The following is a 20,318-nucleotide window of genomic DNA, read 5'->3' on the forward strand; positions in this document are numbered from 1 at the left end:
ATCAGTCGTCGTCCGTATCGAGAACCGATTCAGCTAGCTGCTCTATCGCATCTTTCAGCATTCCGACGGCGTCGGCCAGTTGCTTCTGATAGTCCGACAAATGCTGTGACAGCACCTTTGCCACGCTTCCGCCGAACACCTCAACATTCTTGACAAGGTGCTCTCCCACATCCTCGCTGAGTGAGGCCAACTGGAGACCCACATTGCGGGACTGCTCAGCCATGGCATTCAGGTCGAGCAGAAGCTTTCCTCGTGCGTCAGCCTCGACCATCGCGGAGTGCGCAACTGCTTCCAACCTTGTGGCCGCGGTGCCCATTGCCGTGGTGGTTGTATTCAATGCCTGACTGGCAGAACCCAGGACATTGACACTGGTGGTCATTTGCTCAGAAGACGAAATAAACGCCGACTGCATCTCGCCGAAGCGCTGGGCAAGCTGACCTAATTGCTGCGTTGCCTGCTGCACAGATGCAACTGCAGTTGCAACAGTCGCCGCGCCGGCCGTTAGCTTTTCAATCGTCTGATCAGAAGCTGTCCCCAGAGCTGCAATCGTCTGAGCAGCGCTTGCGTGCGTTTGCTCGTTGGCAGCGGCCAAGGCATTGACCCGCTCGCTCATCGCCGACACCACCGACGAGACGCTTGCTTCGGTACGTTGTCCCATCTCTTCTTGGCGACTTGCCAACTTCTGGACGGTATTCTCCACGCGCTGCAGCAGGTCGTCCGTGCTCCCTTGTATCGCCACTGACTGCTCACGCTGGTGCTCCGCCATGGCAGCAATCAAGCCTTGAACAGTGGTCTGCATCCCCGACGTTGACTCACTGCTGGTACGGCGCATGTCCTCGATCAGGGAGCGCATCGAAGCTTCGACCGCACTCATTGATGTCGCGGTTTGCTGCATGAGCGTACTGAGGTCCCCCATCTGACCGCCAACCGACTCTTTCATTTGCGCCATGAAAGCCGCCATCAGGTTCTCGAGAACGTGGCTTGCTGCTGTAGCTTGCTGACCACTTGCCTGCCGCACGGTTTCAGCCAGACTGGACAATGGCTCTTTCAGGCCTCCAACGATGTGCTGGCCAATTTCCTGCGACATTCTCTGAGAAGCATCGATCTGCCGCTCAGTCAAATTGGTCAAAAGGACCTTGAGGTCCTCAATCATGCTTTCTTTGAGCTGCCTGGTTTGGGTTGCATTGTCTTGCGAAGCTCGGAGCAGATCCGAAAGGTACTCCTCCCCCACGCCAGACTTGAACAAACTATCGAGCCCAACCGTAATCTCTCCGACCCACTTGGCACAGGACGAGTAGAGCCATTTTTCTACCAGGGTCACGAGCATCGCCAAGCTGATCGCGGCCGCGGAGAAATAGAACGCTCCCTCGACGTGCTTGAACAAATCGCCCAAGCCGACTTTCAGGGCATCTACTTCCACATTTGGCTTGAATCCGACCAGACCAGCGATTAGCCCACTGAACGTCCCAATGATCCCCAAACCGGTGAAAAGCCCTGGCAGGTGTTTGAAGTATTCGGCGCCAATACGGGGATCAACTGTCGACTCGAGGTTGATGAATGCATCGGCCGAAACCGTGGCCCGAATGGCATTCAATCGGCGTTCGCCGTTCACGACGTCAAACTGTTCGTGCAACGTGTCGTTGTATTCAATCCACGCATGCGCAACCTGGCTTCCCTTGAAGAGGGAGCTGAGCTTGGATCGGAGTTGATCGTGTGATTGCCCCGAAAGGGAGCTGACCTGCTGCGCGAGACCTTTGAGCTCTCTGCGCAGGCGAACGCCACGTATGACGTATTGCCACAGGAAGTGAACGATCAGAAGAACTGAAATGGAACTGAGTGCCGCAATAAATGCGGTTCCCGTCAAGTGAGACCAAAACCCCAGCATGTAAGACTCCCCCTAGAATCCTTGGTGCCGTTTTCCCCATCTACCGCCTTAGCGGTAGATGGGGACAAACTTCGATTCTAGGGGGTTGCGGGTCGGTCCGGGACATCGGCCATGAGATCGCTCGCTTGGATCCATTGGACGTGATAGACCCCATCGAGGACTTTGCATACTAAGTTCGATGCAGCTCGTCGTGAAAAGAGCAAATGCAATATTTCAGCAGCGACTTCTGCTCTTCGTATGCCTGTTTGAAGCAATTGGTAATGTAGCGACAGCCGTTAGCTAGTGTTTCCATCCCCCCTCAAGGTATCTAGATAGTCGGCCCACGCTTGCATCATTTCTCGGCGCTTGGGTAAATACTCGGCCATGTTGTAAACGCCTTCCGTGCCGCCAACCTTATGCGACAACTGCGCTTCAACTGCTTCACGTGGCCAACCCAACTCTCGCAACCGCGTCGACGCCATGTGGCGGAAGCCATGCCCGACCATTTCGTCCTTGAATCCGATGCGCGCCAACGCAGCATTGATGGCGCCGTCGCTCATATGCCGCTTCTGATCTCGGGCCCCGGGAAAAAGGAATCGGTCTCGCCCAGTCAATACGTGTAGCTCTCTCAGAATAGCGATGGCTTGGCTGGACAGAGGAATCACGTGCGGCGCCGTGTCTGGATGCTCCTTCTCTCTCTTGCGTAACTTCCGGATTGCTGGGGGCACCCTGTAAGCCGGGTTCTCGCCGTCAAGGTCGAATTGCGCCCACTCAGCCATACGGATCTCGCCAGGTCGGCAGAACCACAGAGGGGCTAGTTTCAGGGCACAGGCAACCGGAAAGGTGCCACCGAATCCGTCGATCGCCCGCAGCAGGTCACCGACCCGCTTTGGATCCGTGATCGTGGGATACCTCTGCTTCACCATATCGCGGCGAGACGGCAGCGCCTCGCTTAGGTCCGCAGCCGGGTCACGCTCTGCTCTGGCAGTCGCAACCGCGAACTTAAACACACGACTCAATTGAAACCGGAGTCGATGTGCCTGCTCCAGATGACCGGCCTTGGACAGACGCTCGATGAGGGGCGGATGTCGGCGACCCCCAATGCCGCCACCGGCCTCCCTCCGATGAATGGGAAGGCGTGATTTTCCAGCCTGCCCTGCTCTTTCTCGAAGTTCTTGTCTGTCCAGCCCGGCTTGCGCACCGCGAGCCATTCTCTGGCGAGCACTTCGAAGCTGTTGGCCGCCCGCTCCAGACCTGCGGCCTTCTCAGCCTTGCGGTTCTCGCCCGGATCAATGCCGGTTGCGATCTGCTTGCGGGCTGCGTCACGCCTTGCCCGAGCGTCTGCCAAGCCGGTGTCGGGGTAGGTCCCCAAGCTCAGCGTGTTCCGCTTGCCGGTGACAGGCCGCCGGTAGTCGAACCGCCACCATTTGCCCCCGTCAGGCCTCAGGAGCAGGTAGAGACCGCCCCCGTCCGCCAGCTTGGCTGGCTTTGCGCAAGGCTTTGCCTTGCGGATGGCAACATCGCTAAGCGCCATGCCGAACCCCTCTGACGGTAACTGGAATCGAGCGACTCCCCTTACCGTCAACGTTACCGTCAAAGCTGACGGTATTCCAGTGGGCGGCCTTGGTCTCCATCGGACGTCGGGCAAAGAAAAACCCCTGATTTCTCAGGGGTTTTTGGACTTTCTTGGCTCTGCGCGGACTGGTTTATGGTGGCTATGGGTGGACTCGAACCACCGACCCCAGCATTATGAGTGCTGTGCTCTAACCGGCTGAGCTACATAGCCGGCGCAGAACCCGGAATTATTCATGCCCCGGGGCAGCACGTCAATCCGCACCGCATTGCTTGCCCACTGCCTGCCGCGCTGGCAGAGTCGAAACATCAGGGCATTGCCCCGGCTTCTCGGAGTCCGATCGTGATCGATCCGGACGGGTTTCGCCCCAACGTGGGCATCGTGCTGATGCACGAGGATGGACGGCTGTTCTGGGCACGCCGCGTGCACCGGGATGGCTGGCAATTCCCGCAGGGCGGGATGAATACCGACGAGACCCCGCTGGAGGCGATGTATCGCGAACTGCGCGAGGAAACCGGCCTGCTCCCCGAGCACGTCGACGTGCTCGGGGTGACGCCTGGCTGGTTGCGTTATCGCTTGCCGGCACGGGCGGTGCGCCGCCAGGACCGGCTGGTCTGCATCGGCCAGAAACAGGTGTGGTTCCTGCTGCGGTTCCGCGGCGGCGACGGCGACCTCAGGCTCGACCTCACCGACAAGCCCGAATTCGACAGCTGGCGCTGGGTCGATTTCTGGTACCCGATGGCGCACGTGGTGACGTTCAAGCGCAGCGTGTATGCGCGCGCGCTCAGCCACCTGGCACCGTTCGCGCGCGCGGTGGCCGGTCTGGATGCGGTGCCGCATCCGGCCGCGGATCTCGCACCGACGACGATGCCCGGCCGACCCGTCCTGCTGGGCAACAGGCGCGGCAGTACCGGCTGAGCCGCGCCGCACGCCACTGCTGCCGCGAAGATGAACCGCAGATTGCCGTCTGTCGGCTCGATGTTGCACCGCAACATCATCAGCGATATGGTGCACCGCACAAACCGGCAATCCCTGCCGGCGTGACCAAGCAGGAATCCGCCATGTATCAGTTCAACGACCAGTTCTCCAAGGCGACCAGCCAGTTCGCCGACGTTGCCGCCAATGCCAACCGTCTCGCGTTCGCCAATGCCGAAAAGGCGTTCGGCCTGCAGATGGCGTCGTTCGAAGAGAACGCCAGCGCCGCGTTCGCTTTCTGGAACGAGCTCATCGAAGTCCGTGACGTCGAAGGCTTCAAGTCGGTGATGCCGAAGGGCGTGCAGATCGCCCGCGCCGCGACCGAGCGCAGCTTGGGCACCGCGCAGGAAGTGTTCGCGAACACCGTGAAGACCAACGAAGCCATCGGCGCGCTGGCCAAGGGCCAGTTCGAGAAGGCCACGGCGCAGGCCACGGCCGAAGTCGAGAAGGTCACCAAGGCCGCCTCGAAGAAGTAATCGCGTCACCGCGTTAGATCGCAGGGCACGCTCCCTCCCTCGGGCCCTGCGACCCCCCACCCGGCAGCTCGTCTGCCGGGTTTTTTATTGCCTCGGAGAATATCCGCCGCGGGCGATCATTTCGGCTCCTGCCGCAGCAGCGAGCCGAAGCTGAGGTACCAGGAATCGGCACCGGTCTGGTTGCGGCCATAGCCCAGGAAGATCGGGCCCAGCGGGGTGTCGAAGCCGGTGAACAGGCTGCCGCCAGCGATCAGCGAACCGAAATCCACCGCATCGCGGCGATCCCAGACGTTGCCGGCCTCCAGGCTGCCGCCGACGAACATCGGCATGGCGAAGATGCGGGTGGTGTCGCCGACCCGCCGGTACAGCACCGCGCGCGCCAGCGCCGCCTGGTTGCCGACCAGCGAACGTTCGCCGAAGCCGGACAGATTGAGGAAGCCGCCCAGGAACGTCTGCGCCTGGAAAAAACCGTCGTCCTGCAACGCGCTGGCCAGCCGCGTGCCCAGCAGCAGGTGGTAGCGATCCCAGGAGTGCGCCCAGTCCAGCGACATCCTCGCGACCTCGCCATCCAGCGTGGTGCCGCCCCACGGATGCAGGGACACCAGCTCGGCCGTGGCGCGCAGTCCCTTGGCCGGGAAGCTGACGCTGTCCAGCGAATCCCACGTTGCATTGATTCGCGCGCCAGCGAAACTCTCGGAACCGCCCGCGAAGGTGGTTGAGTCGCCGACGATCCGTCGTGCGCGATCCCTGCCGCCGATCGCCGCCACGCCGACCCGCCAGTGCGGCGACGGCGAATAGCCCGCCTCGAGATCCAGTTGCCGGCGCACCAGCCGGTACTCGGCGACTTGTTCGCCGTCCACCGACAACGGCAGCGAATCCGCGCGGATTTCCAGCGCCGGCTTGAGGTAGAACGCGCCGGCCTCGCCGAATGGCTGCACGAATTCCGAGCGCAGCCCGGTCACCCGCCCGAGTTGCAGCAGGTTGCGCCACTTGCCGCCGATGCGGTTGGCGTCGTTGAAGGTGAGTTCCGCCGACAGCAAGTAGTTGTTGCGGCCGTTGAAGTTGTCGTCCAGTTGCAGGCCGATGCGACCGAAGGCAGTCCATGGCTTCTGCGTGGGGATCACTTCCAGCCCGGCCTGTCCGTCGCGTTCGACCAGGCGATAGCCGATCTGTTCGAAGCGCCCATCGCCGTACGCGCGGCTGACCGCATGTTCGACCTTGTCCACGTCGAATGGCTTGCCGACCAGCCCCTCGGTGGCCCAGGCCACGTGGCGCGTGGCCGATGGCGTGTGCCCCGGCTCTACATCTAGGAAGGCGAGCAGGCCAGGGTCGAAACCGCGCCGGTGCTGGCCCGCGCGCAACGCCGCGTAGCGCTCCGCCGACACCGCAAAGCGGCGCAGTTGCGGCAGCAGTGCCTCGGCGGCGCGCTCACCGACCGCGACCGCTTCGGTGGTGCGGTTGAATTGCCCGGAGGTGATGTCGCCCAGGTCGGGGCGGATCAGCACGTCATCGGCATCCAGCGTGGCCAGGCTGCGTTCGGTCTTCTCGGTCATCAGCGCGGTGATCATCTGGTCGAGGATCACCGCCGGGTTGGTCAGTGCTTCCTGCCCGAGCAGCTTCGAGCCGACATCGACCACGACCATCCGCTGCACGCCCATCGCGCGCATCTCGTCGATCGGCACGTTCTCGGCCATGCCGCCATCGACCAGCAACTGGTCGCCGACCTTGACCGGTGCGAACGCGCCCGGCACCGACATGCTAGCGCGGATCGCCAGCGCCAGGTCGCCGTCGTCGAAGACCACCTTCCTGCCGGTGACGATGTCGGCGGAGACCGCGCGGAACGGGATCGGCAGCGCGTCGAAATCCTCGGCGCGCCAGGTCGACAGGGTCAGCCTGCGCAGCAGCAGCATGAGCTTCTGCCCGCGCACCAGGCCCACCGGGAAACCCAGGCGTCCGTCGCGATAGCCGATCTCGAGGTCGAGCAGATGGCGGAATTCCTCGTCCTTGCGATCCATCGGCAGTTCCGGGCGCGGCGGGTCGTCGACGAACATGCCGGCCCAATCGATGCTGCCGACGATCTTCTCCAGTTCCGCGGCGTCGTAGCCGGTGGCGTACAGGCCGCCGACGATCGCGCCCATGCTGGTGCCGCTGAGCGCGCAGACCGGGATGCGTTCGCGCTCCAGCACTTTCAGCACGCCGATATGGGCGATGCCGCGCGCGCCGCCGCCGCCCAACACAACACCCACGCAGTCCGGTTGCAGTTGCACGGGTGGAGCCGCGTTGACGCCATTGGACATCGCGCCCATGCCGGCCATCGCAATCGCCAGCGCCAGCCGATTGCCTGCGTCTCGCCATGTGCGACGCCGCTGTGTCCCCATTCCGCCTGCTCCCATGCTGCCCCTGCTTCGCACTCTATCCATCGCCCGGTGGATGTCGAAAACGGCGATCGCCATGCGTCACTACCACGCATGCAAACGCAACCATGCCGTCGGTCACGATTGCGCCCTACTCATCTCCCGGGCACAATATTGCACTGAACAGTTCAATATCGCCACGATCAAGGCCTCCCCCATGTCCAAGACACCCGCCAAGCGCAAACCCAACCCCACCCTTCGCTGGGTCCTGATGCTGGTCGGTGTGGCCGTGGTGTTCGGCGGCGTGTTCGCGATCAAGGCGATCTTCGCCAAGCAGACGAACGATTTCTTCGACAACATGCCGCAGCCGGCCGTCGCGGTGAGTTCCTACATCGCCAAGACCCAGCGCTGGACCGATAACGGCGAGGCGGTGGGTACCTTCGTCGCGATCAACGGCACCGACATCACCACCGAGGCCGGGGGCGTGATCCGCGCGATCGAGTTCGAACCGGGACAGCGTGTCTCCGCCGGCACCGTGCTGTTCCGCCTGAACACCGCCAACGAGGAAGCCACGCTCAACGCACTGGAAACCTCCGCCAAGCTCGCCAGCGTGCAGGCGCAGCGCTGGCAGCAGCTGGGCAAGGACAAGCTGGTCTCGCTGGATGACGTGCAGCAGCGCGTTGCCGCCGCCGCCAGCGCGCGTGCGCAGGTCGAGGCACAGCGCGCGCTGATCGCGCAGAAGACCATCCGCGCACCGTTCTCCGGCGTGCTGGGCCTGCGCAAGGTCAACCTGGGCCAGTACGTCGCCCCGGGCGCGGCGATGGTCAGCCTGCAGCAGCTGGATCCGATCTTCCTGGACTTCAGCCTGCCGGAGCAGCAGATCGGCAAGATGATCGAAGGCACCGCGGTGCGCGCCAGCGTGGATGCCCTGCCCGGACAGGCGTTCGAGGGCCGGGTGACCGCGGTTGAGCCGCTGGTCGATGCGAGCACGCGCAACTTCAAGGCGCAGGCGACCTTTGCGAACCCGGACGGCGCGCTGCGCCCGGGCAGCTTCGCCAAGATCACGTTTGCGATGGGTGGCGAGCGCGACGTACTGGTGATCCCGCAGACCGCGGTCAGCTTCAACCCGTACGGCAATGCGGTGTTCGTGATCAGCAAGACCGCGCGCAAACCGGGCGAGAAGGACATGCAGGGCAAGGACCTGACCGGCGACAAGCTGATCGTCACCCAGCGCTTCATCAAGACCGGCGCGACCCAGGGCGACCTGATCGTGGTCACCGAGGGCCTGAAGGCCGGCGAGCAGATCGTCACCAGCGGCCTGCTGAAGCTGCGCAACGATGCCGAAGTCACCATCAACGACACCATCCAGCCGTCGGCCGATGCCAGTCCGACGCCTGAAAACCGTTGATGCGCCAGCGCTGATCGCACCGCCTGAATCGTCGAACGCCCGGTGGATCACCGGGCGTCCCACCGACCCTCGCCGCACGCGGCCGAGCGGGAGAACAAAAGCATGAAATTCACCGATCTCTTCATCCGGAAACCGGTGCTGGCGCTGGTCGTCAGCCTGTTCATCCTGCTGTTCGGCCTGCGCGCCTTCAGCGAATTGAACGTGCGCCAGTACCCGGAGATGCGCAACGCGGTGGTCAACATCAGCACCACGTACTTCGGTGCCGACGCCGACCTGATCCAGGGCTTCATCACCACCCCGCTGGAGCGCGAGATCGCCAGCGCGGAGGGCATCGACTACCTGACCTCGACCAGTTCCGCCGGCATCAGCAGCATCCAGGCCTACATCCAGCTGGATCGCGATCCGAACGAGGCGCTCACCCAGATCTCGGCCAAGGTCAACAAGATGCGCGGCCAGTTGCCGGCCGAATCCGAAGCACCGGTGATCGACTTGCAGCAGGGCCAGCAGATCGCGGCGATGTATGTGTCGTTCGCCAGCGAGACGCTGGACAACAACCAGATCACCGACTACCTCAATCGCGTCATCCAGCCGAAGCTGGTGACCATCGACGGCGTGCAGCGCGCGGACATCCTGGGCGCCGGCACCTTCGCCATGCGCATCTGGCTGAAGCCGGATCGGATGACCGCGTACAAGGTCACCGCCAGCGATGTGTCGACCGCGCTGTCGTCGAACAACGTGCTGGCGGCGGTCGGTTCGACCAAGGGCCAGATGGTCGCGATCGACATGACCGCGCGCACCGACCTGCGCAACGCCGAGGAATTCCGCAAGCTGGTGGTGCGCGAACAGGACGGCGCGATCGTCCGCCTGGGCGACATCGCCGACGTGGTATTGGGATCCGAGAGCTACGGCACCTCGGTGCGCATCAACGGCGAGTCGGCGACCTTCATGGGCATCTTCGTCGCCCCCGATGCCAACTCGCTGGACGTGATCAAGGAAGTCCGCAAGGCCTGGGACAACGAGATCGTCCCGCAGTTGCCGCAGGGCATCAAGGCGACCATCCCGTACGACAGCACCGAGGCGATCCAGGACGCGATCAACGAGGTCATCAGCACGATCGTGGAAGCCATGATCATCGTGATCGTGGTGATCTTCCTGTTCTTGGGGTCGCTGCGCAGTGTGCTGATTCCGGCGGTGACCATCCCGCTGTCGCTGATCGGCGCGCTGTTCCTGATGCTGCTGATGGGCTTCACCATCAACCTGCTCACATTGCTGGCGATGGTGCTGGCGATCGGGATCGTCGTGGATGACGCGATCATCGTGCTGGAGAACATCCACCGACATATCGAGGAGGGAATGACGCCGCTCGACGCCTCGATCCGCGGCGCGCGCGAACTGGCTTGGCCGGTGGTGGCGATGACGACAACGCTGATCGCGGTGTACCTGCCGATCGGCTTCCAGGGCGGCCTGACCGGCGTGCTGTTCACCGAGTTCGCGTTCACCCTGGCCGGCGCGGTGCTGCTGTCCGGCGTGATCGCGCTGACCCTGACCCCGATGTTGAGCTCGCGCATTTTGAAGGCGCACGATCCCGAGCACCCCAAGGGCAAGCTGGAAGCGTGGCTCGACGAGAAGTTCGAGAAACTGCGCCTGGGCTACCAGCGCAAGCTGCACACCGCGCTGGACACCAGGGCGGTGATCGCGGCGTTCGGTGCCATCGTGCTGGTGAGCTGCGGCTTCCTGTACACGAGCGCGCCCAAGGAACAAGCGCCGCTGGAGGACGAGGGCTTCATCTTCTCGATCGCCAGCGCCGACCCCACCGCCACGCTCGACTACGTGGAGCGCTACACCGATGAGATCGCCAGGATGCTGAAGACCGTCCCCGAAGTGCAGGACTACTTCCTGTTCAACGGCGGCTTCGGCGGCAGCGGCGGTGGTGCCAGTCCCAGCGCGATGGCCGGCTTCGTGCTGAAGCCCTGGAGCGAGCGCACGCGTTCGACCAACCAGGTGCTGCAGCAGGACCTGCAACCGAAGTTGTCGCAGGTCACCGGCCTCAACGTGTTCGCGCTGGTGCCACCTTCGCTGCCCAGCGCGGGCGGGGGTGCCGGCGGCGGCGAGTTCATCATCGGCGGCGTCGGCGACCTGAGCCAGCTGGCCGATGTCGCCGACCAGATCCTGGCGAAGGCGATGGCGAGCAAGCGCTTCATCTTCCTGGACAAGGATCTGAAGATCGACAAGCCGCAGATCCAGGTCAACGTGGATCGCGACAAGGCGGCCACGCTCGGCATCGACATGCGCACGCTGGCCGCGGACATGGCGGCGATGCTGTCGGGCGGCTATTCCAACCGCTTCGCGATGCAGAACCGTTCGTACCTGGTGATCCCGCAGGTGCAGCGCAGCGACCGCCTCAACGCCAGCGCGCTGGACAATTACTACACGCGCACCCGCAGCGGCGAGCTGATTCCGTTGTCGACCATCGTCACCCTGACCGAAAGCACGCAGCCGCAATCGCTGAAGCGCTTCCAGCAGCTCAACGCGGTGTCGCTCACCTTTGCCCCGCGTCCGGGCGTCAGCAAGGGCGAGGCACTAGCGATCCTCGACCAGGCCGCCAAGGAAGTCCTGCCGCAGGGCTACTCGGTGGACTACGCCGGCGAGTCGCGGCAGTTCAAGCAGGAGGGCTCGGCGATGCTGATGACCCTGGCGCTTGCATTGATCGTGATCTTCCTGGTGCTGTCCGCGCAGTTCGAGAGCTTCCGCGATGCGCTGATCATGCTGCTCACCGTGCCGATGGCGATCTGCGGTGCGCTGCTCGCACTCAATGTGCTGGCCCTGCTGGCCAACGTGTTGCAGATCGCCGGCATCGAAGCCTTCCCGGGGATGAGCATCAACATCTACACCCAGGTCGGCCTGGTGACCCTGGTCGGCGTGATCTCCAAGCACGGCATCCTGATCGTGGAGTTCGCCAACAAGCTGCAGGAACAGGGCATGTCCAAGCGCGAGGCGATCGAGGAAGCCACCGGCATCCGCCTGCGCCCGGTGCTGATGACCACCGCGGCACTGGTGTTCGCGATGGTGCCGCTGTTGATCGCCAAGGGCCCGGGTGCGGCCTCGCGCTTCTCGATGGGCGTGGTGATCGTGTCCGGCATGACCATCGGCACGCTGTTCACCCTGTTCGTGCTGCCTGCGTTCTATCTGTACCTGGCACGCGACCATGCGCACGACCGCGACCACGAGAAGGTGATCGATGGCGAAACCGGAACCTTGCCGCCGCCGGAACCGCAGCAGGGTTGATCGCGCCGCAACGTCTCGACGAAAACGCCCGGGAAACCGGGCGTTTTTCATTTTCAGCCTCACCGATGCGTGGGCATTCTTGCCTTGGCGGGTAGCGTTCGAGCGCGCCATGGATGGCGCGCGGCCGCGCATCGGAGCCGGATGCGGAGCCTAAGCGGCGAACGCTACCCCGCCAAGGCAAGACTGCTGCGCGTCATTCCGCCAGCATCGGAATCCGCAACTGCGACGCAAGCTGCGCCGGATCCGCATCGGGCACATGCGGCAACACGCCCCAGCAGGGCGCGGGCATCCGCGCGCGCAGCATGCCGATGTTGTCGTCCACGCGATCCATGTCCGGATCCACGTGCGAGGCGATCCAACCGGCAAGATGTGCGCCATCCGCGGCAATCGCCTGCGCGCTCAAAAGCGCATGGTTGAGGCAGCCCAGCCGCAAGCCGACCACCAGCAGCACCGGCACGCGCAACGCACGCACCAGGTCCGCCTGCATCAGCGATGCCGACAGCGGTGCGGCCCAGCCGCCCACGCCTTCGACGATCAAGGCATCCGCGTGTTCCGCCAGGCGCGCATGCGCAGCGAGAATCGGCGGCAATGCGACTTCGATGCCAGCGTCGCGTGCGGCCAACTCCGGTGCAAGGGGGTGTTCCAGCGCGAACGGATTGATGTCCGCGTAGGCGATGCCTGATTCACCCGCATGCTGAAGCGCCAACGCATCCTCGTTTTTCCATTCGCCATCGATGCGCGCGCAACCGCTGGCGACCGGTTTCATTCCGGCCACGCGCAGGCCATGACCACGCAATGCATGCAGCAAGGTGCAACTGGCGAGTGTCTTGCCGATGCCGGTATCGGTGCCGCTGACGTAGACCGAGAACATCAGCCTGCGTCGCGCTGGTCGGCCAGCGCCTGGATACGCCGGCCATGGCGGATGGCGAGCACCGGCATCGCGATGCCCAGAAGGCCATACATCGCGCCCGGCAGGGCCTGCATCCAGCCGATGTGCGGCGGGATCAGCAGCGCCACCGCGACCGAGGCCGTCGCACAGGCGATCAGCACCACGTTCAATATCACCTCGGATGTCGCCGCAAGGCGCTCGGCGGCATCCAGTTGCAACACATCCGCCTTGCGCAAGGCATGCAGGTTCATCCACGCGATGATTGCCGCGAGGATCGCAAAACCCACACCGTAGATCACGAAGATCAGGCGGAATTCCAGGAAGCTCTGTACCTTGAACTCACTCGGCGCCCAGCCACCGGTGAAGAAGCCCATCGCCGCCGACATCACCATCCGCAGCGGGTACACGTAGAACAGCGTGGCCGCCACCAGCAGCATGCTGGCGAAGACGATCGTGCTGTCTTCCAGCCCGAAGCGGCGGCTGAAGCGATGGTGCGCCTGCCAGAACATGCCGAGGATCGCGAACCCGGCGAGGAATGCGGGCAGCCGCCGCAAGGCGTCGTAGAGCTCGGCGAAGCTGTCCGGCATCGCATCGAACGACACCACCAGCAAGGTCATCGCGAACGCGAACGCGGCGTCGACGAAGGTTTCCAGCCGGGTGACCTGCTCGCCACGCTGGCGCACGCCGCCTTCGACAGGAAGTTTGGACAGATCCATCGTGTGTTCCCGTGGTTTCGGGGTCGATGTTAATCCGCCACGACGCGGTTGCTACACTGCGGCCATGAGTTTCTCGACGATCACCCTCACCGGCAGCACGCCGGAGCAGTACGCCCAGTTGCTGGAGCAGGCACGCGCGCTCCTGCATGGCGAACGCGACCGCATCGCCAATGCTGCCAACCTGTCGGCGCTGGTCTACCACGCGCTGCCCGGGCTGAACTGGGTCGGCTTCTATTTCTACGACGGCAATGAACTCGTCGTCGGTCCGTTCCAGGGCCTGCCGGCCTGCGTGCGCATCCCGCTGGACAAGGGCGTGTGCGGCGCGGCCGCGAGCACCCGCGAAACCCAGCGGATCGAGGACGTGCATGCGTTCCCGGGCCACATCGCCTGCGATTCGGCAAGCAATTCTGAGCTGGTGGTGCCGTTGGTCAGCGCGGAGGGTGAGTTGATCGGCGTGTTCGATCTGGACAGTCCGTTGCACGCGCGTTTTTCCGTTGAAGACCAGCAAGGCCTGGAGGCAATCGCCAAGGCGTTCCTGGAGTCGTTGCAGTGAGTACATCCGCGCCCAAGCTGCGCAATATCGGCCCGAAATCCGCTGCCTGGCTGCGCCAGGTCGGCCTGCGTTCGCTGGAAGACGTGGCCGCGATCGGTGCCGTCGATGCCTTCATGAAAGTGCGCCGCGCCGGCTTCAAGCCCAGCCTCAACCTGCTGTATTCGCTGGAAGGCGCGTTGCAGGACTGCCACTGGCAGGAAGTACCCGAATCGCGCCGCACCGAGCTGGTGCAGGCAGCCGAAGCGGCCATCGCCCTGCTGCCGCCGCCCCGCGGGCGCCCCGCGGCCGGACCGGTGACCACCACCCAGCACGAAGACACCAGCATGCCCGCGTTCGGTCTGTTCGATGACGACCGTGGTGGGCCGAACGTTTCCGAGTAAAGCCCGCGGGCGCTGGTTGCTTCCCAGATTTCCTTTGCGCATCCGGCACCGCGCTGCGTACACTGCGCGCGCTTCAAGGTGATCCAACGGCTTTCGCCCGCGGATTGAAACGGGAAGCCGGTGACGACGCGCTCTGCGCATCCAGTCCGGCGCTGCCCCCGCAACGGTAAGCGAGACAACCCTGGCATCGGCCACTGTGCGTGCATCGTCCTGATGCGGCATGGGAAGGCGTCAGGCGGGAACGACGGCCACGCTGGTCATCGTTCCGCTCGCCAGCCCGGAGACCGGCCTTGAAGTCTGTTGGTTGCGATGCGGCGGGCATTGCGCGACGTCGCGCATGTCGTTTTCCTGCATCGCCCGTCTCCGTTCCCGTGTGTGTCGCAGCCGCCCTTCCTGTTGGGCGCGCGGGCGTGCGCGCCGGAGAACCGTCATGAAATCCTGCAACACCTCGCTTCGTTTCAGCGCACTCGCGCTGGCCTTGTCCCTGCCGTCGCTCGCCTTTGCGCAGCGCGATGACGCGAAGGACCTCGACAACCTGGTGGTCACCGCCACCCGCACCGCGACCACCGCCGATGCCGCGCTGGCCGCGGTCGAAGTGATCGATCGCGAACAACTCGATGCCAGCAGCGCGCGGTCGCTGCCGGAACTGCTGCGCGGTCGCGCCGGCATCACCATCGTCAACCAGGGCGGCATGGGCAAGCTCAGCACGCTGTTCCTGCGCGGCACCGAATCCGACCACACCCTGTTCCTGGTCGACGGCATCCGCGTGGGTTCGTCCACCTCGGGCCTGACCTCGCTGCAGGACATCCCGCTCTCGCAGATCGAGCGCATCGAGATCGTGCGCGGGCCGCGTTCGTCGCTGTATGGCGCGGATGCGATCGGCGGCGTGATCCAGGTGTTCACCCGTCGCGGTGCGGGCGGCGAAGGCGTGCACGGGCGCGGGCGCATCGCGGCCGGCAGCCATGGCCTGCGCGAGGCCTCGGCCGGCGTCGACCTGCGCAGCGCACGCGGCGGCGTGGGCGTGGACGTGGCGCATCAATCCACCGACGGCATCAATGCCTGCACCGGGACCTACGACCCGGATACTTGGCAAGGTGCCGGTTGCTTCATCGTCCCGGGCACGCATCTGGACCGCGACGGCTATCGCAACAACAGCGCCACCGTGCGTGCGGACTTCGCACCGAACGAGTCATGGCAGTTCGATGCCCGCGCATTCCGCACCGAAGGCCACAACGACTACGACGGCGACTATCAGGACAACTCCGACATCGTCCAGCAAGTGGTCGGCGGCAGCGTGCGCTGGTCGCCGTCCGATGCGCTGGCGCTCAAGCTCACCGCCGGCCGCAACACCGACGACTCCGAGAACTACAGCGGCAGCACGTTCGCCAATCGCTACAACACCACGCGCGACAGCGCGAACCTGCAGGGCGATTTCACCGTCGCGGCCGGGCACGTGGTGACCGCCGGCTTCGACTGGTTGCGCGACCGTGCGAACGTGGTCGATCCGTGGTCGCCGTTCGCGGAATCGCGTGGCAATCGCGCATTGTTCGCGCAGTATCAGGGCACGTTCGGCGTGCACGAGTTGCAACTCAGCGCGCGCCGCGACGACAACGACCAGTTCGGCGGTCACAGCACCGGCGGCATCGCCTGGGGCATGGGCTTCGGCGACGGCTGGCGCGTGACCGCGAGCCATGCCACCGCGTTCAAGGCCCCGAGTTTCAACGAGCTGTACTACCCCGGTTCCAGCAACCCGAACCTGGATCCGGAATCCTCGCGCAGCAGCGAACTGTCGCTGGCGCGCAGCGGCGATGGCTGGCATGTGCAGGCCAACGCCTACCAGACCAACGTGGACGACCTGATCGCCTGGAGCTCCACGGACTTCATGCCCGTCAACATCGAGGAAGCACGCATCCGCGGCGTCGAACTGGTCGCGACCACGCAACTGGCCGGCTGGGACGTGCGTGGCCAGATCGGCACGCTCGACGCACGCAACCTCAGCCCCGGTACCAACCACGGCAAGCGGCTGGCACGACGTCCACAACGCAGTGCGCGCCTCGACCTGGATCGCGACATCGGCGACTGGGGCTTCGGCCTCAGCGGCATCGCCGAAGCCGCGCGCTGGGACGACGTGGCGAACGGCTTGCGCGTCGGTGGCTACGGCACCGTGGATGCGCGCGTGTCCTGGCGCTTCGCGTCCGACTGGACGTTGCAGGCCAATCTGGTCAATGCCTTCGACCGCGACTACCAGACCAGCGCGTGGTACGCGCAGCCCGGCCGCGAGTTCGCCCTCAGCCTGCGCTGGCAGCCGGACTGAGCCATTCGCTTGCGGAGCGGTTGCGCAAGGACGCAGGGGGCCGGCATGGATGTCGGGCCCTGCTTGTTTGCATCGCGAAACGAACCGCTCAACCCGGGCCGGAAGCATCGGCCTTGCGGATGCCGCGCTGCGCCTCCTGGTTCGCTTCCAGGCGAAGCGCGCGATCGCGCGCGCGTTGTGCTGCCGCGTTGTCGCCCAGGGCCTGGTAGGCCTCGGCCAGGCTGCGATGGAACCGCGGTTCGTCCGGCAGCATGCGGATGGCACGGCGATAGTGGGCAACGGCGTCGGCCGGCACGCCCGCCTGCGCGCGCGATTGCCCGATCAGGAATTGCGAGAACGGATCGAAGGCCTGCGCGCGCGCCAGGCGCTTTTCGTACATGGCGACCTGCGCAGCGTCGCCTTGCGCGCGATGGAAACCGACCAGGTTGGTCAGCGCACCCACGTGGTTGCGCTGCAGGGTGAGCGCACGCAGGTAGGCGCGCTTCGCCTCCTGGCGACGGCCGGCGCGCGCATGCACCACGCCGGCATTGCTCCAGATCGTCGCGCTGGATGCGTCGAGCGCCAATCCCGCGGCAATCGCCTCGCTGGCGGCGGCGGACTCGCCCTGCAGCAGTCGCTCGACCGCGTGGTTGTTGTGCAACAGGGCGATCATGCGTGCATCGGAGATGCGCAGCGGCTTGCGCCCGACCGCAACCCCACGCCAGCCGACATCGACCGAATGGCGCGCGCCATCGATCAGCACGCCGACATTGACATGGGTGGCGCGGAACAGCGTGCCATCCTGCATGCGCATCGACAGCGCGTCGTCCGAGGCCTGCGCGAACGCCTTGATGCCCGATGCGCGCGCCATCGCGATGAACATCATGGTGAACGACAGGCAGTTGACCCGGCGCAGCGCGAAGCTCTCGGCGATGCCATGGGTCGGCTGCTCCTGGTAACGCAAGGCCAGGCCGTCGTCGGCGATCATGAAATCGACCAGTGCCTGCACGCGGATCGCGTCGTCGATCCGGTGATCGACCACGTCGGCCGGCAACATGCGGTGCAGCTCGTCCGGCAAGGCCATCGCCGCTTCGACGGGGTTCGCGCGCCCAGTGGTTGCAAGGGCATCGGGGCCGCTCACGCAGCCAAGCAAGAACAGCAACAAGCAGAAGGCCCGCAGCATCGTTCCTCCTCCCGGCACGCGCGCGATCCAGCAACGGGGAGCGGGCCCAGTATGCGCCCGCCAGACGGCCGATTTAGAGGAACGACCCTAATGATCTGTGCGAGGTTTCAGGCGCGGGCCACGCGGCCTGCGACAGGGGCGACACATCCAGACAAGCAGGGGCCACAGGGTGCCCTCGCCTTCAACGCATACCGGGGAACAGACCAATGACGATGGTGATCTGCAAGGAATGCAAGGCCCAAATCAGCACGCTGGCGGTTGCCTGCCTCCACTGCGGCGCGACCAGGCGCAAGACGCCGAGCTACACGTTCATCGCGGCCGCGTTCGTCGGCCTCACCCTGCTCGCGAACACGTGGATGCTGTGGCGGCTGTACGAGGTCGAATCGCGCGCCAACGCCCGCGATATCGTGCAGGGCGTGCACGGCAGCCAGTGACGTCACGCATCGCGAGACGCTGAGCGGGTGGTCGATCGCGCGGGCGCGCGGCCCGCGCAAGACTTATTCCACCGTGACCGACTTCGCCAGGTTGCGCGGCTTGTCGACGTCGGTACCGCGGGCCAATGCGGTGTGATACGCCAGCAACTGCACGGGAATGGTGTGCACGATCGGCGACAGCACGCCGACGTGGCGCGGGGTGCGGATCACGTGCACGGCCTCCGATTCGCCGAAATGGCTGTCGGCGTCGGCGAACACGAACATCTCGCCGCCGCGCGCGCGCACTTCCTGGATGTTGGATTTCACTTTTTCCAGCAACGCATCGTTCGGGGCGATCACCACCACCGGCATGTCTTCATCGACCAATGCCAGCGGACCATGCTTGAGCTCGCCTGCCGGATAGGCCTCGGCGTGGATGTAGGAGATTTCCTTGAGCTTCAAGGCACCTTCCAGCGCGATCGGATAATGCCGGCCGCGGCCGAGGAACAAGGCGTGCTGCTTCGGACTGAACTTGTCCGCCCAGACCGCGACCTGCGGCTCCAGGTTCAGCGCGTGCTGCACGCTGCCGGGCAGGTGGCGCAGGTCATCGACATATGCCGCTTCCTGCGCGTCATCGATGCTGCCGCGCAGTTTCGCCAGCACGCCGGTCAGCGCGAACAGCGCCACCAGTTGAGTGGTGAACGCCTTGGTCGAGGCCACGCCGATCTCCGCGCCGGCGCGGGTGTAGAACACCAGTTTGCTGGCGCGCGGGATCGCGCTTTCCGGCACGTTGCAGATCGACAGGGTGCGGTCCTGGCCCAATGACTTGGCGTATTTCAGCGCTTCCATCGTGTCCAGGGTTTCCCCGGATTGGGAGATGGTGACGATCAGCTGCTTCGGATTGGCCACCACCTTGCGATAGCGATACTCGCTGGCGATGTCGACCGCGCATGGAATGCGGGCGATGTCTTCCAGCCAGTAACGCGCGGTCAGGCCGGCGTAATAGCTGGTGCCGCAGGCGAGGATCTGCACGGATTCGATATCGCCCAGCACCTCGGCGGCGTTGGTGCCGAACAGCGTGGGATCGAAGCCGCCGGCATCCACGATGCCCTCCAGGGTGTCGCTGATCGCGCGCGGCTGTTCGTGGATTTCCTTCTGCATGAAGTGGCGGTACGGGCCCAGTTCCAGCGAGGCCAGTGATACGTCGGAGAGATGCACGTCGCGTGCGGTCTCGACGTCGTCGGCGTCGAACACGCGCACGCCGCCGAGGGTGAGTTCGGCGGTGTCGCCTTCTTCCAGGAAGATCACCTTGCGCGTCGCCGAGAGGATCGCGGACACATCGGATGCGACGAAGTTCTCGCCCTCGCCCAGACCGACCAGCAAGGGGCAACCCATCCGCGCGGCGACCAGCGTGGACGGGTCGCGGCGATCGATCACCGCGAGTGCGTACGCGCCCTCGAGTTCCTTGACGGCCTTCTGCAGCGCCTGCAACAGGCCCAGGCCCTGCGCGCGGTAATGGTGGATCAGGTGGGCGACCACTTCGGTGTCGGTCTGCGAAGTGAACTCGTAGCCGAGCGCGCGCAGGCGTTCGCGCTGCGCCTCGTGGTTCTCGATGATGCCGTTGTGGACCAGCGCGAGGTCGCCGTGGCTGATGTGGGGATGCGCATTGCCTTCGGTGACCCCGCCATGCGTGGCCCAGCGGGTATGGCCGATGCCGAGCGTCGCGTCGAAGCCTTCGGCGAGCGCGGCGGCTTCCATCTCGGTCACGCGGCCGGTGCGGCGCACGCGGCGCACCGCATCGCCGTCGATGACCGCGATGCCGGCGGAGTCGTAGCCGCGGTATTCCAGGCGCTTGAGGCCATCGACCAGCAAGGGCACCACGTCACGGTGGGCGATGGCACCAACGATTCCACACATGCAGGGCAACTCCGTTATCGATGCCGAAGTGTAACGGGG

At 64.8% G+C, this 20,318-nt stretch carries 16 protein-coding genes, 1 tRNA gene and 1 riboswitch; of the genes, 8 read left to right on the forward strand and 9 right to left on the reverse strand.

Annotation, left to right across the window (positions count from 1 at the left end; all coding sequences use genetic code 11):
* Position 1: 1 nt before the first annotated feature.
* From zorA to H9L16_RS03110, 4 genes are all read right to left on the reverse strand, one after another.
* Positions 2-1,885, reverse strand: coding sequence for an anti-phage ZorAB system protein ZorA (gene zorA / locus H9L16_RS03100; RefSeq protein WP_187553133.1), 1,884 nt, complete (start codon positions 1,883-1,885; stop codon positions 2-4).
* 275 nt (positions 1,886-2,160) lie between these two features.
* Positions 2,161-2,883 carry a tyrosine-type recombinase/integrase gene (locus H9L16_RS16365; protein WP_425507224.1) on the reverse strand — a complete coding sequence of 241 codons (723 nt, stop codon included), beginning with the start codon at positions 2,881-2,883 and terminating at the stop codon, positions 2,161-2,163.
* Positions 2,880-3,398, reverse strand: coding sequence for a tyrosine-type recombinase/integrase (locus tag H9L16_RS16370; protein ID WP_325065071.1), 519 nt, complete (start codon positions 3,396-3,398; stop codon positions 2,880-2,882). The genes H9L16_RS16365 and H9L16_RS16370 overlap by 4 nt, the downstream gene beginning before the upstream one ends.
* A gap of 175 nt (positions 3,399-3,573) precedes the next feature.
* Positions 3,574-3,650, reverse strand: a tRNA-Met gene (locus H9L16_RS03110).
* Between the two features lie 129 nt (positions 3,651-3,779).
* Between H9L16_RS03110 and H9L16_RS03115 the strand changes: the two genes are divergently transcribed.
* Entirely contained in the window at positions 3,780-4,355 is a 576-nt protein-coding gene (locus H9L16_RS03115) for an RNA pyrophosphohydrolase (RefSeq protein WP_187553134.1), read from the forward strand.
* Between the two features lie 143 nt (positions 4,356-4,498).
* Positions 4,499-4,888, forward strand: coding sequence for a phasin family protein (locus H9L16_RS03120; RefSeq protein WP_187553135.1), 390 nt, complete (start codon positions 4,499-4,501; stop codon positions 4,886-4,888).
* Between the two features lie 116 nt (positions 4,889-5,004).
* Here H9L16_RS03120 and H9L16_RS03125 read toward each other — a convergent pair whose 3' ends face one another.
* A complete protein-coding gene (locus H9L16_RS03125; RefSeq protein WP_187553136.1) occupies positions 5,005-7,266 on the reverse strand; it encodes a patatin-like phospholipase family protein in 2,262 nt (753 codons plus the stop codon).
* A gap of 193 nt (positions 7,267-7,459) precedes the next feature.
* On the opposite strand from H9L16_RS03125, the gene H9L16_RS03130 reads away from it, so the two are divergent.
* Both H9L16_RS03130 and H9L16_RS03135 read left to right on the forward strand, forming a co-directional pair.
* Complete coding sequence (locus H9L16_RS03130) at positions 7,460-8,650, forward strand: efflux RND transporter periplasmic adaptor subunit (RefSeq protein WP_187553137.1); 1,191 nt, start codon at positions 7,460-7,462, stop codon at positions 8,648-8,650.
* Between the two features lie 102 nt (positions 8,651-8,752).
* Positions 8,753-11,935: an efflux RND transporter permease subunit gene (locus H9L16_RS03135; RefSeq protein ID WP_187553138.1), complete on the forward strand. Its 3,183-nt coding sequence runs from the start codon at positions 8,753-8,755 to the stop codon at positions 11,933-11,935.
* Between the two features lie 193 nt (positions 11,936-12,128).
* Here the strand turns inward: H9L16_RS03135 and bioD are convergent, their stop codons facing one another.
* The gene (gene bioD, locus H9L16_RS03140; protein WP_187553139.1) at positions 12,129-12,806 is read right to left on the reverse strand and encodes a dethiobiotin synthase; all 678 of its coding nucleotides are present in this window, start codon (positions 12,804-12,806) and stop codon (positions 12,129-12,131) included.
* A complete protein-coding gene (locus H9L16_RS03145; RefSeq protein WP_187553140.1) occupies positions 12,806-13,540 on the reverse strand; it encodes a TMEM175 family protein in 735 nt (244 codons plus the stop codon). Before H9L16_RS03145 ends, bioD begins: the two co-directional genes overlap by 1 nt.
* 64 nt (positions 13,541-13,604) lie before the next feature.
* On the opposite strand from H9L16_RS03145, the gene H9L16_RS03150 reads away from it, so the two are divergent.
* The 3 genes from H9L16_RS03150 to H9L16_RS03160 all read left to right on the forward strand — a co-directional run bounded on the left by H9L16_RS03150 (position 13,605) and on the right by H9L16_RS03160 (position 16,787).
* Positions 13,605-14,093, forward strand: a complete 489-nt coding sequence (locus H9L16_RS03150; RefSeq protein WP_187553141.1) for a GAF domain-containing protein — start codon at positions 13,605-13,607, stop codon at positions 14,091-14,093.
* The gene (locus H9L16_RS03155; RefSeq protein WP_187553142.1) at positions 14,090-14,473 is read left to right on the forward strand and encodes a TfoX/Sxy family protein; all 384 of its coding nucleotides are present in this window, start codon (positions 14,090-14,092) and stop codon (positions 14,471-14,473) included. The genes H9L16_RS03150 and H9L16_RS03155 overlap by 4 nt, the downstream gene beginning before the upstream one ends.
* Positions 14,474-14,532: 59 nt before the next feature.
* Positions 14,533-14,780: riboswitch (cobalamin riboswitch) on the forward strand.
* 123 nt (positions 14,781-14,903) lie between these two features.
* Complete coding sequence (locus H9L16_RS03160; RefSeq protein ID WP_187553143.1) at positions 14,904-16,787, forward strand: TonB-dependent receptor domain-containing protein; 1,884 nt, start codon at positions 14,904-14,906, stop codon at positions 16,785-16,787.
* A gap of 88 nt (positions 16,788-16,875) precedes the next feature.
* Here the strand turns inward: H9L16_RS03160 and H9L16_RS03165 are convergent, their stop codons facing one another.
* Positions 16,876-17,949, reverse strand: coding sequence for a tetratricopeptide repeat protein (locus H9L16_RS03165; RefSeq protein ID WP_187553144.1), 1,074 nt, complete (start codon positions 17,947-17,949; stop codon positions 16,876-16,878).
* A 206-nt stretch (positions 17,950-18,155) separates the two neighbouring features.
* Here H9L16_RS03165 and H9L16_RS03170 point away from each other — a divergent pair, with 206 nt between their 5' ends.
* Positions 18,156-18,383 carry a hypothetical protein gene (locus H9L16_RS03170; RefSeq protein ID WP_187553145.1) on the forward strand — a complete coding sequence of 76 codons (228 nt, stop codon included), beginning with the start codon at positions 18,156-18,158 and terminating at the stop codon, positions 18,381-18,383.
* A 63-nt stretch (positions 18,384-18,446) separates the two neighbouring features.
* Here the strand turns inward: H9L16_RS03170 and glmS are convergent, their stop codons facing one another.
* Complete coding sequence (gene glmS / locus H9L16_RS03175; RefSeq protein WP_187553146.1) at positions 18,447-20,279, reverse strand: glutamine--fructose-6-phosphate transaminase (isomerizing); 1,833 nt, start codon at positions 20,277-20,279, stop codon at positions 18,447-18,449.
* Positions 20,280-20,318 lie beyond the last annotated feature (39 nt).

This window comes from Thermomonas carbonis (genome assembly GCF_014396975.1).
GTDB classification, from domain to species: domain Bacteria; phylum Pseudomonadota; class Gammaproteobacteria; order Xanthomonadales; family Xanthomonadaceae; genus Thermomonas; species Thermomonas carbonis.